This window comes from Bacteroides clarus YIT 12056, from assembly GCF_900129655.1.
GTDB classification, from domain to species: domain Bacteria; phylum Bacteroidota; class Bacteroidia; order Bacteroidales; family Bacteroidaceae; genus Bacteroides; species Bacteroides clarus.
Genome location: NZ_FQWK01000001.1, coordinates 519,598 through 535,361, shown reverse-complemented (window position 1 = coordinate 535,361; position 15,764 = coordinate 519,598). Strand labels below are relative to the sequence as shown.

The 15,764-nt window shown below is 45.6% G+C and carries 9 protein-coding genes; 1 reads left to right on the top strand and 8 read right to left on the bottom strand.

Features of this window, described 5'->3' with window-relative positions; translation table 11 throughout:
• Positions 1-42 precede the first annotated feature (42 nt).
• A complete protein-coding gene (locus BUB52_RS01960) occupies positions 43-1,719 on the bottom strand; it encodes a DUF262 domain-containing protein (protein ID WP_009123235.1) in 1,677 nt (558 codons plus the stop codon).
• A gap of 101 nt (positions 1,720-1,820) precedes the next feature.
• Positions 1,821-2,312, bottom strand: a complete 492-nt coding sequence (locus BUB52_RS01955) for a metallophosphoesterase family protein (RefSeq protein ID WP_009123234.1) — start codon at positions 2,310-2,312, stop codon at positions 1,821-1,823.
• Positions 2,313-2,368: 56 nt separating this feature from the next.
• Between BUB52_RS01955 and BUB52_RS01950 the strand changes: the two genes are divergently transcribed.
• Positions 2,369-4,444 (top strand): RNA degradosome polyphosphate kinase, encoded by a 2,076-nt coding sequence (locus BUB52_RS01950; protein ID WP_009123233.1) that lies wholly within the window; start codon positions 2,369-2,371, stop codon positions 4,442-4,444.
• A 129-nt stretch (positions 4,445-4,573) separates the two neighbouring features.
• Here the strand turns inward: BUB52_RS01950 and BUB52_RS01945 are convergent, their stop codons facing one another.
• From BUB52_RS01945 to BUB52_RS01920, 6 genes are read right to left on the bottom strand one after another with little or no spacing between them, the layout of a single operon-like run.
• Positions 4,574-6,823: a glycoside hydrolase family 3 N-terminal domain-containing protein gene (locus tag BUB52_RS01945; protein ID WP_009123232.1), complete on the bottom strand. Its 2,250-nt coding sequence runs from the start codon at positions 6,821-6,823 to the stop codon at positions 4,574-4,576.
• Between the two features lie 58 nt (positions 6,824-6,881).
• Positions 6,882-8,387 (bottom strand): fimbrillin family protein, encoded by a 1,506-nt coding sequence (locus BUB52_RS01940; RefSeq protein ID WP_009123231.1) that lies wholly within the window; start codon positions 8,385-8,387, stop codon positions 6,882-6,884.
• A 23-nt stretch (positions 8,388-8,410) separates the two neighbouring features.
• On the bottom strand, positions 8,411-10,159 hold the full coding sequence (locus BUB52_RS01935; RefSeq protein WP_009123230.1) for a fimbrillin family protein: 1,749 nt from the start codon (positions 10,157-10,159) through the stop codon (positions 8,411-8,413).
• 31 nt (positions 10,160-10,190) lie between these two features.
• Positions 10,191-11,144, bottom strand: a complete 954-nt coding sequence (locus BUB52_RS01930; RefSeq protein ID WP_009123229.1) for a glycoside hydrolase family 16 protein — start codon at positions 11,142-11,144, stop codon at positions 10,191-10,193.
• Positions 11,145-11,156: 12 nt separating this feature from the next.
• Entirely contained in the window at positions 11,157-12,458 is a 1,302-nt protein-coding gene (locus tag BUB52_RS01925; protein ID WP_009123228.1) for a carbohydrate binding domain-containing protein, read from the bottom strand.
• 26 nt (positions 12,459-12,484) lie between these two features.
• Positions 12,485-15,619 carry a glycoside hydrolase family 2 TIM barrel-domain containing protein gene (locus BUB52_RS01920; protein WP_073212578.1) on the bottom strand — a complete coding sequence of 1,045 codons (3,135 nt, stop codon included), beginning with the start codon at positions 15,617-15,619 and terminating at the stop codon, positions 12,485-12,487.
• Positions 15,620-15,764 lie beyond the last annotated feature (145 nt).

Genomic DNA, 15,764 nt, shown 5'->3' with positions numbered 1-15,764 from the left:
GTGCAAATATCTAAAAAAAATAAGACCTACCCAAATTGAAACCTAAAAATCTATTTTCCAAATGGCTTTGGCACTTCTTCCCATCTTACTTTGACGACTATTAATTGCATTTTTATCCCATTGGTCATAATTTTCAGCAATGTCTTTGGTATCTTTAAAAGACGATTCTCTATAAATCTCTTTTTTTACACTATATTCAGAATTACCTAAGTTTTTATTTAAACTTTTTTCAAGTAAACATTGATTTCCTAATCTATACACTAATTGTTCAGCGGATTCTTCATCTATTTGCCAATTTTCACTTGGATTTTGTGGCAAGATATGTTCTATAGTATCCACCTCACTATATAAATCAACTTCTCGCTGACCACCATTATACTTATTCAATTTGCCCAATATATATTTAACGATTCTATTATTGCGAGAGTTGTTGACCATACTTTTAGTATTAAACATACCAACGAACTCTTGATCATCAACATAGATTTTCTTTAATAAAGATTTAGGATAACTCTTTTCTTTGGTTATTTTGATAGCAATTTCATTAAATACTCGTTCAATGTCATTCGGATTTTTACCACAGATAACATTATATCTAAAGCCTAAAATCGTAACATCCTTTAATACTTCAATAAATAAATTCTCTGACAAATTAATCTTCGCAGCCATCAGTAAAGAGTAAGGTTGCTTTAAACCAAACATATTCAAAAGTTCAACTTGATGACAGATACTTTGATTTCCTTCCCAATATTCATCAGTATGATCTTTTAACGCCATGTAAATATCACTATAAACTATCATATCATTGATGATTTCAAAGACCTGTATATCAGTCTTTATATCATTTCGAATAGCTTTAAATAAATCATTTGCCCTGACTGTTTTATTTTTAGAATTCCAATAATAACGCACAAAATCAGGAAGTTTCTCGGCCCTTATATTTTTAGTAAGTATAGACCATTTATCTTCAAGGGTATCTAGCCGCCCCGGATGTTGTACATTAGTATCGACTAAAGAAAATAAATAGTTTTTCAGTAAATCTGATGAAGATAATTGGACACCTCGAGCATTCAATGTCTCAAATACCCTAAATGCATTCATTTCATCATTCACTGTAATAATTGTAAAAAACAAATTATCTACAAGAGTAGTGATAAATTGTGCATATTCCCTTCCGCTATTAAACTTACTGCTCAGTTCACGTTCATACCATTCAAAACATTGTTTCATCAATTTTTCTGTTGATGAGGTATTTCTCGTTCTAAGATCCCCAAGCTTCACTATATATTCTTTGTAATACCCATTATTATTTCTGTTCAATACAAGAAGATTATCATATTCCAAAGTAACCGGATCTATATTTCCGATATATGTATTGAGTAGGCTTTGTTTTCGCTTTTCATTTTCTTCTACATCTTCTCCCCTATCTATAAGTTTTTGTATCGATTTAATTGCGGCAAGAATGATAAGAGTAATCGTAGTAAAACGTTGTTGACCATCAATAATGAGATATTCCTTACTATTTGTAGTTTGTAATACTAAATACCCCATATAGTGATCTCCATTTTCCAATATCATCTTATCAATATCAACCCATAAATCATCCCATTGCTCACTATCCCAAGAGTAATCTCTTTGAAATTTAGGTACTATATATCTACGCCCATTACCAATTAATGAACCAAAATTACTCGTTGTAGTATTCTGTATTCCTTTCATAATAAATCAGTTATTACCTCACAAAGGTAATTTTTTTAATTGACAAAACTCTTAACTGCAATATTTATTTTCCTAATGTATCAATATTTGTTTAAAAGCTCTCAGCCTGCAAGCTCTATGACTTCAAGGTCTTTAAACACACCGCCGTCTATAACGAAACGCACCATCGTACGCACCTTGTGAAAACCGTAAATACCTGCCGCACCGGGGTTTATATGAAGCATACCCAGTGTCTTGTCGAACTTCACCTTTAATATGTGCGAATGCCCGCTGACGAACAGCTTGGGCGGACGTACCAGAATGCTTCCCTGTACGGACGGATCGTACTTGCCGGGATAACCGCCGATATGTTTCATCAGCACCTCGGCACCGTCTACCGTAAAACGGAGCACCTGGGGATAAAGCTGACGCAGGTCTTGCCCGTCTATGTTGCCGTACACCGCGCGAAACGGACGGAAAGCCGCCAGTTTCCGCGCAACTTCCAATGTACCGATATCACCCGCATGCCATATTTCGTCACACGGCTCGAAGTATTGCAAGTACTTCTCATCCCAATATCCGTGCGTATCCGACAGTAAACCAACTTTTGTCATCTTTCCTTTGTTTATATCTGCAAAGGTAGCTATATTTGGAAAATAAACCTAATCTTATGGAGAGCAGATATTTCAAGCGCGACATCAGTTGGCTGTCATTCAACTACCGGGTACTCCTGGAAGCAGAAGACGACACACTGCCGCTGTACGAGCGCATCAACTTTATATCCATATACTCGTCCAACCTGGAAGAGTTCTACAAAATACGTGTAGCCGACCATAAGGCCATCGCCACCGGCGCCGCGCATAGCGATGAAGAGAGCGTACAGTCTGCCATGCAGCTGGTAGCCGAAATCAACGAGGAAGTAAACCGCCAGCTGGAAGAGCGTATCCGCATCTATGAACAGAAGATACTGCCCGCACTGCGGCAACAGCACATCATTTTTTATCAGAGCCGCAACGTAGAGCCTTTCCATAAAGAATTCCTGAGACGCTTCTTCCGGGAAGAAATCTTTCCATATCTCACTCCCGTGCCCGTCAGCAAGGACAAAGTCATATCATTCTTGCGCGACAACCGTCTGTATCTGGCCGTACGCCTCTATTTAAAAGGTGTGCCCTCGGACGATCCCAACCGTATACAATACTTCGTCATGAAGCTGCCCTACAGTAAAGTGCCCCGCTTCATTGAGCTGCCCAAGCATGAAAAGAACTATTACCTGATGTTCATCGAGGACATTATCAAGGCCAATATCGATACGATTTTTCCCGGTTATGACGTAGACAGCAGTTATTGCATCAAGATTTCACGGGATGCGGATATACTGATAGATGAATCGGCCAATACATCCGAGATTATAGAGCAGGTAAAGAGTAAGGTTAAAAAGCGCAAGATAGGAGCAGTCTGCCGTTTTGTATACGACCGTGCCATGCCCGACGATTTTCTGGACTTTCTGGTAGACGCTTTCCGCATCAACCGTCAAGAGCTGGTACCCGGCGACAAGCACCTCAACATGGAAGACCTGCGGCATCTGCCCAACCCGAACAGTGCCGTACGCCCCATCCGCAAGCCCCAGCCCATGAAGCTGACTTGCCTGGACGAACGGGAGTCCATCTTCCGGTATGTGGAGAAAAAGGATTTGCTGCTGCACTATCCCTACCACTCTTTCGAGCACTTCATCCATTTCCTGTACGAAGCCGTACACGAGCCTACCGTACGCGAAATTATGGTCACCCAGTATCGTGTCGCGGAAAACTCCGCCGTTATCAACACCCTGATAGCCGCTGCGCAGAATGGCAAGAAAGTAACCGTTTTCGTGGAGCTGAAAGCCCGCTTCGATGAGGAGAACAACCTGGCAACCGCCGAGATGATGAAAGCAGCCGGCATCAATATCCTGTTCAGCCTGCCCGGACTGAAGGTACATGCCAAAGTAGCCCTTGTGCTGCGCCGCGACAGGCAAGGACACAAACTGCCCAGTTATGCCTATATAAGTACCGGAAACTTTAATGAGAAGACAGCCACGCTCTATGCCGACTCCGGCCTGTTCACCTGCAACCCGGTACTCGTAAACGACTTGCACAACCTGTTCCGCACTTTCCAGGGTAAGGAAAATCCCGTATTCCACCGTCTGCTGGTAGCGCGTTTCAATCTGATACCCGAACTGAACCGCCTCATCGACCATGAGATAGAACTGGCAAAAAGCGGAAAGCAGGGAAGGATTATCCTCAAAATGAACGCCCTGCAAGACCCCGCCATGATAGAGCGGCTGTACGAGGCTTCGCAGGCGGGAGTCAAGACAGACCTTATCGTACGGGGTATCTGCTGCCTGATTCCCGGACGGAAATTCAGCCGTAACATCCGTGTAACACGTATCGTAGACACTTTCCTCGAGCATGCCCGCGTATGGTACTTCGGGAATGGCGGAAAACCGAAACTCTTTCTCGGCTCACCGGACTGGATGCGCCGCAACCTATACCGCCGCATCGAAGCCGTAACTCCCATCTTAGACCCGGACTTGAAACGGGAGCTGTCTGATATGCTCTCCATTCAGCTATCGGACAAGCGCAAGGCCTGTTTTGTGGACGACCGCCTGCATAACCGTTGGAAATCAGCCCGTCCGCAAAAGGAGAAGATACGGTCGCAATATACTTTCTACGAATACTTGAGGGACAAACAACGACAATTCCCCTCATAACATAACCCCTCAACATTGTAAAGTAGCCCCTCAGGCTTCCAAAATATTACTTCAGGAAGCGTAAAGGGCTACTTATATTTTGCACATATACCGTGCTATCTATTGTTATCCTGAACTACGATGCGCGTGTCAACGAGCCGCTACGGTAAAGTCGGCAGACAACCCCTCGGCACTGCTTGTTCCTACCCATAACCTGAAGTCACCCGGTTCCACGCCGTAAGTCATGTCATACCCCCAAAAGGCAAGCTCGGAAACAAGCAGGGAGAATGAAACGACCGTAGACTCTCCTGCCTTAAGTGCCACACGGCGAAAAGCCTTGAGTTCCTTTACCGGACGGGTCACCGAGCCTATCTTATCCTGGATATACAGTTGGACAACTTCCACACCGTCATACCGCCCCGTATTCTTCAAATCCACTGTTACAAGCAGTTCACCGCCTACGGTAAGCATGTCCGAAGCCAACTTCAGATTACTATACTCGAACGTCGTGTAAGACAAGCCATAACCGAACGGGAACAACGGCGTATCACCTGCATCAAGATAGAATGAACGGCATCCTACGGAAGTCTGCCCCGCCTCAACAGGAATTTCGTCTATCAACATTTCGGTAGGATTGGCAGGACGTCCGGTATTATTATGCGCGTAATACATAGGTAGTTGTCCCGTCATACGCGGGAAAGTAACCGGAGTCTTTGCACTGGGATTGACCTTTCCGAACAGAATGTCGGCAATGGCAGGGCCGCCCATTGTACCCGGGTGGAATGAGTAAAGCACAGCATCCGAAGCCTCCACCTCTTTACCGATAGTGAGCTGGCGACCTGCCATGACTACCGTCACCAACGGCTTGCCGACAGCAGACAATGATTTTATAAGCTCGCTCTGCGCTCCTTGCAGGTCGAGGTTGGCAAGAGAATGCGCTTCACCCGAAAGAATAGACTCCTCTCCTACAAAAACAATTACCGCGTCCGCACGGCGTGCCGCGCTTACGGCTTTCACAATACCGCTCCGGTCCTTGTCGCGGCTATAAGCCAGCGCAGGTTCGAATATGACATTCACCTTGTCGCCGTACATCTCCTTAATGGCTTTCAACGGGGTAACGGTATGTTCCTTTTCGCCGTCGAACACCCATGTTCCCAGTTGCTCGTACGGAGCGTCCGCCATAGGGCCGACGACGGCTATCGTACGTACATTATCCGTCAGCGGAAGTGTCCCGTTACTGTTCTTCAAGAGAATTACCGATTGTTCTACAGCTTCTTTTGCGGCCTTCAGATGTTCCTCCGCATATTTCACACGTTGCGGTGTAGCGATATAAGGATTATCGAACAAGCCCATACGGAATTTCAGGCGGAGAATATTGCGCACCGCATTGTCTATCGCCTGCATGGACACTACATTTTCCTCCAAAGACCGCTTCAGGTTCTTGATAAAGGTCTCACTCACCATATCCATATCCACCCCGGCATTGACCGACTTCTCGGCGGCATCCTTACCGTCTGCGCAGAAGCCGTGATTTATCATTTCGGCAGCCGAAGCCCAGTCTGTCACTACCATTCCGTCAAACTTCCATTCATCGCGCAGGATGTCTTTCAGTACGAACTTGTTTGCCGTACCCGGCACGCCGTCGTTATCATTGAACGAAGTCATGAAAGTGGCACATCCCGCATCTACTGCGGCCTTGAAAGGGGGAAGATACACATTACGCAACACTCTTTCGGGAACAAACGTAGAATTATAATCCTTACCGCCTTCGGAAGCGCCATAAGCCACAAAGTGCTTTGCACATGCTGCCATTGAAGTAGGGCTGTTCAGTGAGCTTCCCTGAAAGCCCTTTATCATTGCCGTACCCATTACCGAAGTCAGATAAGGGTCTTCTCCGCAACTTTCAGCGATGCGTCCCCAACGCGGGTCGCGTGAAATGTCTATCATAGGCGCAAACGTCCAGCGGATACCATCGGCAGAAGCTTCCACGGCAGCTATACGTGCACCGCGCTCTACTATCTGAGGATTGAATGTGGCGGCTTGCCCCAGCGGAATGGGGAAGATAGTTTTATAGCCATGTATCACATCTCGGGATACCAACAGGGGAATACCCAAACGGGACTCCTCTACCGCCACTCTCTGTATCTTGTTCACCAATGCCGAATCGGTATAGTTCAGTATAGAGCCTACCTCGCCCTTACGTACCTTGCCTGCCAGCTCGTTGAAATCCCACGGGCTTAGCTGGTTCATCTGCCCCAACTTTTCTTCAAGGGTCATCTTGCCGAGCAAGGCTTCCACTTTATTCTCTATTTCCAAATCGGCATTCGTATTTTTTGTACCGCAAGCTGTCAGCGACAAGGCGGCAACGGCTACGGTAAATAATGTATTGGTCAGTTTCATAAATCTGTGTTGAAATTTAGTTCTTTAAATATCACTAAGCCACCGTGTGCCATTTGCATCAGAAAGCACAAATCGGATAAAAGGCTTCAGTAGGTGCAGGCCAAAAAGTTTGTACCCCATTAGTACTATTCATTAGGTATAGTCCCTTATCACCACCTGCTTCTGCATAATAGTAGGTAACAGAAGGAATATTACCTAATAAAGTTTCCGCCCCAATTTTCTTTAACGATTTATTGATGCACTCTTGGCCTAAAGCAGAATTATCCTCTAACGCATCTTTACCTCTTATAAGATATTTAAGTTCATTGAAGGAAGAAGCATACCAAGAAGTGGTATTCGGTATGATTTCCGACTTATGGCTATCCAAAGCAGTAAATGAAATATCTTCTGATTCTAATAAATTCTGCGTCATCATATAGCCATTGGATATATTTTTATTTGTGTAATTATCATTATCTATTTCTTTTAAAGCATTTTCTATGCTATTTGCATCTAAGCTTCCAAAGCCCTGTCCTTTTTTCAACGAAACCACCAAACCGTGTATACCTTTATATCCTCTCAAAGTTACGTTTTCCAAACCATTCGTTGTTTTAAAACTACTGAAATCATCATCATCCAGTATATGGAACACAACACCTTTACATGTCAGTCCGGCAGGAATAGCAGCGGCGCTACCCGGAATGATAACCACATTATTGGTAGCGTCGGATACGCAATAAAAATCACCTGCTGCCACAGTTTCCTCATCACCACCCGCCGACGGTATCGTGCACGGGAAAGTATATTGCGTACCGGATACCATAGAAGTAGTGCTGCTTATCGTCTTTGCCGATACGTTGCCCGATATGGTATAGAAATATCTGAATTCGTTCTGCTCCAACTGTACACCATCCTTTATCAGACAAACATAAGTACCGTTTAGAGTAGCCGGAGTGTACATGGCATCACCTATGGATAATCCAACATCGGACATTTCCACATTGTATGTGAACTCCTCCCCGTCCACATCTACAACAGATTCAGCCGAAAGCTCTATCAGGGAAAAAGCGTGCTCGAAGTTGATATCCAGTTCCGGAACAGGATTGGCAATCTCGCATACCAGCAAATCCATTTGCTTAAAATCGTCTAAAGAACTTTGATCGGCCTTTATCTCCACTGTATTCTTCAAGGCTTCTAAAGAAGCTATATTCGTTGGGAGACTCTCGTTATACGGATAGTAAGCGATAATCTTGCTTATGGCAGAAGTATAATATGCGTCATCACCGCCAAACCAGCCTCCGGCTTCCGTATAGGAGAATGGAACGTTGCCTATCTGTTCATTATCATCTATCAGTATAAGCCCGAGTTTATCATCGTTCTCAAACTTTATGGCATAGTCCGTATAGAATGAACGCGTACTCTGATTTGCTCTAAAACCGGTTTGCTCTACTGTATGGATAGTGAGAATGTCATCAGAAACACCCGTTGCGCTTTCTTCGTCCAAGCCCGGCATATTATCTTGTGCGCAAGCCGAGAGCAGCAATAACACAGATGCCAGTCTGATATATAAATATAGTTGTTTCATAATTGTTTATTTTTAGTGATTGATTAGAAAGTCAGGATAAGACGGACTTTGTTTTTAGCGTCCACCTGCTTATAAAATTCGGTACTGCCTATGGCTCCGTTCGCATTGAAGTTTACAACGTAAGCATTGGTATTCCCGCCATCGAATGAACTATCCCAATAAGTACCGTTCAACGGAATGTAATTGGGGTATGAAGCATTCGCAAGAACAGCCAAGTCCTTCAACTGTGTGTGAGAAGGCAAATACCAACCGGATGTATTCTCCGGTGCATCCTTACTGGTAGAAGCCGATGCCGCCGGCACTTCTATCCTTTTTTCCTCAGCTTTCGCTATAAGATATTTCGTATTAGGATATCCCAAATACTTAGTGGTTTTTCCATCTCCTACTCCATTCTCCGGATAGTCATCCCCGGATAAACCTTCACTATCAGTTCCAGTCCGCCATTGGAAGGTATCATCTTCATCATTTACCTCATCCTTTAAAGCCACTACATAGCCGCGGATATTGTCTTCAAGTTTTGAACCTGCATAATTTGCAATATCATCCGTAGCATGCTTGCCTATCTTATATATTATACCTATTGTATTGCCATCTTTATAATCCGAGCCGAACTTTCCGTCTTTATAGAAGTAATAACCTATTTCCATATACTCCTCAGTATATGCCAACTTTATGTCTGAACGGATATTGCTGAAAGTAAACGTAACCATACCACTACTCTGAGCTACCGTACGTACCCGGTCACATAAACCTTCGAAATTGATACCGCCGCTCGGTTTACTCTCCTTATAAGTTATGGAGAAACTATTATCAGTATTGATTATAAAGCCTTGCTCATCCAAGCCATCATATCCATAACCATCCATTTCTTTTATTTCTTCAGGAATCACAACCTTAAAATTAGCATCCACAATATCACCACCATCGATATTCCCATTGCTCCAACCTATTTCACCGGACTCCATATCCACTTTCAATCCCTGTTTGCTGACCGATAAGTAATACCGCTGCCATACATTAGGCAGCAAGTCACCCGTCTTCTTCGCCACATCGTTCGCATCGTCCTTGCTCGGGGTATACGTATATACGTCTCCTCCGATTTCTATCCGTATCAGAGGCTTTCCCCACATATCACCCGACACCAGCATGGCTTCTCCGTTTCTGTAATATTCTCCTCTCGTATTGTGAGTAGCAATCAGTTGGTCTGCCTCGCCTACCGGTGTCACCTCACCATCCGTGTACATTACCGCTCCATAGCCTACAAACGAAATCTTCGCGTTGTTTACCTCTTCTTCCGTGTACCCTTCAAACTTCTGAAGCTCCCACCACATCCGGGTCATCCGGTGCTTAAACACAAGGCGCATATTCTTGGAATTGACTTTGGCAGTACTTACCAGCAAATCGCAGTCAAAGAGTTTCTTCTCCGTAGTCTGATCTGTCAGGTCTATCAGTTCATCGGTAAGCGGGCTCCATGCCAACACGTCGTAGCTTGTTCCGTCCCACACATAAGGCGTGTCCTCGGTAGACATTTTTCCGTCGGCTGCCACTTTGTAGGTTTTCACGGTTTCGCCTACTTTTATGCCTACCAGTTCGTCACCGTCCCATTGATTATTTGTTATTCTGCTTACCGCCTTGCCTATCTGGGCGGAGAAAACGATGTCACCTCTCTCCCGGCTGTTATCCAATCCGGTTTCATCCGCGCACGAAACGAGCACAAGGGACATAACCGCCATAAGTCCTATATAACAGTTGTGTATATTTATTAGATTCATAATTCTGATTCTTTAAAAGTAGATTGACAATTTAATTAAGGTCGGGCTCTAAAAGTCCTTTGTCGGAGTCTGCTCCGTTAAAGTCCCAGCTTCCTATCGTTCCGTTGGAAGAAACGTCGCCTCCCGCGGCACCGGGTTGTTCGGGACTTGTCGATTTGCGGTACACCCTTACATAATCCACATACATGCTTTGGGGAAATACGGTGTCTTCCGTAGGATTGCCGCCGAAAGTTCCTCCTACCGCCACATTCAGGATAATGAAGAACGGGTGGTCGAACACCCATTCGCCATCGGTTACATCAACAGCCTTTACTCTTTTATAAAGCACATTATCCACAAAGAAGTCTATTTTAGTCTCATCCCATTCTGCCGCAAACACATGGAAGTCGGTGTCAAACCGCTGTTTCTCGTATCCAAACGTCTGGGTTATGGCGTTTCCCGCCGAATGCCCCGGAAGATGCAAGGCGCTCGATACGATATTGGGCTGGTATCCCTTGTTCTCCATAATGTCTATCTCGCCGCATGCAGGCCATTCGTCCGTAGCGTAGTTGGCGCCCAGCAACCAGAATGCAGGCCAGATGCCCGGACCGTACGGCAACATCAGACGCGCTTCAAAGCGTCCGTATTTCTGTTCAAACAGTCCTTCCGTCTTAATTCTGGCGGAAGAATACGTTATCCCCTCATAGTTGTCCTCCAATGCGGTTATCTTCAGGCATCCCAGGTTGTTGTAAGTTACATAAGAGGCGTTCTCTACTCTGTCGGTGTAGTTTTGCAGTTCCTGGTTGCCGTTTCCCGTAGCGCCCGTTTCGTGCACCCATTTCGAAGGATCGGGTTTACCGTCTTCGGTCGGCGTATCAAATTCATCCGACCAGGAAAGTACCCATTCCGTACGCTCGATGATTTCCTCATCCTTTTCGCAGCTACCCAGCAACAATGATAAGGAAATGGTAAATAAGCCCAATAATACGATTCTATAATGTTTCATAAGTCATCATCTTTAATAAAAATAAATATTATCCAAAAGAATGTTCTTGGTATTACTGTCACATCCCAGAACCAGTTGCGTTATCTGCTTGCCCGCATCGTTCAGCGGAATATCGAGCGAAAGCCATTGCCCCGCTTTGAAATCGGGATGCGTGGCCTTTGTAGCCAAATAGACAATATTGTTATTGCTGTTACTTTCGTGTATCTCGACTTTGAATTCAGAGCCTGTACCTATCTCGTCCATGCTCAATACATCCAAATGAAGATGTGTCATCGCCGAGCAATCGGCAACCGAATTGAATACGATGCCCACAAAGTTCAGATTGCTGTAATATCCGATATGATTGTCGCCGGTATCCATATCCTCATACTCCGCTGTGGAGTACTGCCACCGGGGATTCCAGTTGGCGGTAATCTTGTTCCTATAAGAATCGCTGAACAAAGAGAGTACTTCCGATTCATTTCTTTCGGGCGTAGGAGCGAAATCATAACAGTGCAGTTTTATCTGTCCGCCCGCCTCTTTCAAAGAAATAACCGCCTCTCCGCTTTTATGAACCGTTATGGCGTTATCTGCCACAGAAGCCACATCCGGGTCGGAAGATTCGAAGGTGAAGAACTTCGAGGAAACCTGCATCGTCTGGTTTACTCCATTCGGCAGGTTTATGGTTTCCGTAAGTGTCCCTATATCCACTTTTCCGGGGAAGCCGGGTCGTTCCACATCCTCTATATGGGCATGAGCCAACGTACCGAGGTATTCAAACTTAACCTCATCAATCCATATCGTATAGCCCTCGCCATCCACCGCGCCGGCGGAGTAATAGAACAAGCCTTTTTCCGAAAGCAGCTTCGCCGCGTTGGGAATAGGAATAATAACCTTGTTCCAGTTGGCATTCAGCTTTACGTCCTGTAATCCTACCAAATAGTCTTCCGTGTCATAATTTCCTATCCCGACTTCCATTTTAGCCGGCACGGAAGATTTGGCATAGAACGTCAACGCGTCATACTCCGAAAGGTTTCTGCCGGTAGAAGAATAGAAGACACCTCCCGCATAGTTGCCCATCGGGTCGCTCGGAACAGGCACTTCCACCCTTATAGATGTAGTACCGCTGTATTTGGTATCCGTATCCGTATCGAAATTTGTCACTTTTCCCCATGCCTGATACTGCAAATCGGACGAGAATCCGTCGATAAATACTTCCGGCAGATTGGGGTAAGTCGCCAACACATCCGTATCTATCTCCCTTGTGCATCCGGACAGCGAAAGCACAGCCACCGCAACCAGAAGTTTGGCTGATATATTGTTTTTGTATTTCATAAGTATCGTATTTATTTATCCGTTGATTAGAAAAGACTGAATGCTATGTAAGTTCTCACTTCCCATTCGTTGCCGCGTCCCGCACCGATGATATCCGTACTCGACTCAAAGCCGCCTACTCCGTCCGCAACATATCCGGCGACATAGCGGGGAGAGTATTGGTCCAATGTTCTGTACGTACCTCTGATACCCACACGGGTAGACAACTTGCCAAGCCATTTAGGCTGCGCGAGGTTGGTGGACAAGTCCAGCATACCCTGGAAAGGGAAAGTCAGATTAAAATCCTTGTGATAGTCATAAGGCCCCCAGTCGTTGAACTTTGCCTCCATGTTCAGTCTTAATTTCTTATAAATCATTCTCACTTCGGCACCGGCCCTTCTGATAAGGCGCGCATCGTCTCCATTAGCCTGACCCGTTCCGTAGTATGCGCTTCCTATTATTCCGAAATCATTGGTGATGCGCGAAGTTATTTTAAGGTTCGTCTCCCAGAGATCGTGCGCCGGGGCAGCTCCCCCAAAGGCAAAAGTGGAACGTCCGTTAGCCTGTATACCTATCGCCGCATCCTGTGAAGTGGGATGATGACGGTAAATAAAGCCCAATGAAGCGGCAAACGGAGCGTCTTCGTTGTTCTCATTCTCCCAGTCGTACATCCATGTGGCGGGTGTAGGGTCGTAGGTCAACAGAAGCTCGCCCGCGGTCGTTTCCCTGTTATCTCTCACGGCAAAGGGGTCATCGAGGATATTTCTGGGTCGGCCGGGAGCATTCACGCCATTAGGCATCGGACCTACAAGCGGTTTCTGCCATAAGAAATTAGGCGCTATCTGGAAATTGCCTATATTATAGGTAAAACCCGCAAGAACATTGGACTGGTTTCCGCTGCCGCTATCTTTCAGCCGCCACCCGGTAAGCGTACGGGTATAGTCCGTTCCACCTTCGGCCACCAATCCCATTATCGCACCCTGCGCATAGGCGTTGAACCGGCCGCCGCTATAAGTAAGCTTCAGCTTGCCGCCAAACGTATCGGAGGTCTTCACTACGTCCGAATAGACAACGGCATCCGCCTTATCTTCCTTGGTAGCCTGAAATGTACGTCCCACCAACGTCGTTCCCGACCATAAACCGCCGGCCACGATGTTGAAACGTCCGAATGTCCGTCCTACCATAAAGGAAGCCCTGGTGTTCTTGGGCGAAGGAATGGCGTATGACGTAGTAGAGCCTCTGCGTTGCGATAAGTCGTAATGGAAAATACCGGCTACATCGAACTTGCCTATATTCCGTTGATACTTGACGAGCAGAGCCGGGTTCGCTCCCCACCACAATTCCGGACCGAAGGCCGCTTTAAAGCCTTTAAAGAATCCCTTACCTTCGATTTCCGTCCCGAAAGGGGCTTCACCGCCATAAATGTCCATATTGTCGCCATAATTGGCTTCCGGATAAAATCCGAAGAAGTCTCCTTCGTATCCCCAATGATAGTGCCCCTTGCGGAAGAATGTTTTCAGGTTAAAGAGTTTGCCGTTCCAGTCAAAGCCCGCGCTATAAAGTTTAAACCGTTCCAACGGACCTAAATCCACATACTCGCCGTTTCCGTCCACTATATATCTGGAACGTCCCCTGTTCTCATAGAATATCTCATCTATCGGGTTCTCGGCTACATTTCCCAGAAAGTTTACGGTAACCTCCGCCTGCACATTCTCCGTCGGATTCGAAGCGACGCCTACATAGAAAGACTCCGTATGGTCGAAACCTTTAAAAGCGGGAAATTCGGTAGGAACATCCGGTTTGGAGCTTGGAGTAGTCGTGTGCGTCCCTCCCGTATTGTAAGTCGAAAATTCTCCTCTAAGCTCGCTGAGCCGTATCAACCGGGTGGTTTCACCCTGCAAGGCAGCCTTGTCGCTACGGGCGGATAAGACAGAAGACATTACGTTTATATCGGAAAACTTATTCAGGATTGAGGAAGTATTGGTTCCCGAAACATAAGGATTAATCTTATGTATATCTCGCAGCACATAGTATGCGGCACGCGGATAAAGCTCGTATATCCCCCTGTTGTCAGGCGTTCCTTTGGCGCATATGCCAAACCACTCCTCATTCATATTGTTTTCTCCCTCCACGTGGTCGAACAAATATCCGCCGTTGCTCCACGAAGCCTCGGTGTCGTGTACATCCAGATTGGTCGTCTGCCCTGATTTCCACCATCCGTCGGCAAACTGGAAGGTAAAACCGCCGATGGAGTTATTGTTGTTGCCTACTCCGGCCGCATTCAGATATATCTCCGCCCAGTTCTTGAACAATATATCCGCCTGTTCCTTTTGGGCTTCTTTCATCGTTACGGCATTGAAGGCGTCCGAACCGAACTCGGTAAACAGTACCGGCTTTCCATATTCCGCCTTTACCCTGCTGAACAAATCACCGAAAGAGTCGCCGCGATAGCAGTTCACGCCAAAGATATCAACATCCTTGCACTCCCGGGCTATGATGTCGAGGAACAAAAGGTCACCGTTACAAATGGCTATGGGATAGGATGCGTTCATCTTCTTCATTTCTACCGCCGCCTCATTAAACAATTTATAGAGATGAATTGCCTGAATGGTAGATTTACAGTCTTCCACCGGAATATCTTCGGTTTCGGCTCCCTGCCAGAACAAACCGTAGTTGTTTTCATTACCGAGCAGATAGAGAAGCAATCCCGGTGTATTATCATATTCTTTCACCAGTTCCTTGGCCTCATCCAACAGGACTTTCCGCACTTCAGGCAAAGAATAGTCGGTATTGCTCATCCACGCGCCGTTCAGCGTCACTCCATAACGTCCGAAAGAACTGTATATCATGGTATAGATACCGTATTTCTCATAAATATATTGTATCCACCTGGCAGGCACACCCATATGCTGCCTGATGGCGTTTACTCCCATATTCTTCAATAGAGACATGTCGATATCCAACGCGGCTTTAATCACGTCGTCCGGTCTGGTCCATAAAGAATACGAATAGTTGGTCCCTATCGGGAAGTAATCCCAGTTCATGCCATTCACCATAAAAGGCTTGCCGCCTACAAGCAGTTTAGCTCCCGTATGGTCGTTCAATACAGAAACTTTCTCCTGCTGTGCCCGCAGAGGACCTGCCAGAAGAATTAATAAAGATAATAATAATGCATTTTTCATAATTAGTAAAAAGATAACAAATTAGCACTCTGTGAATTGTTTTTTTCTTGTCTCATAAATTAAATTTAAAAGGTAACACTATTTTTAATTTTCTGAAACAAAGGTAACATGGCAGTACATACCATGTATACGCAAGTAAGCAGTA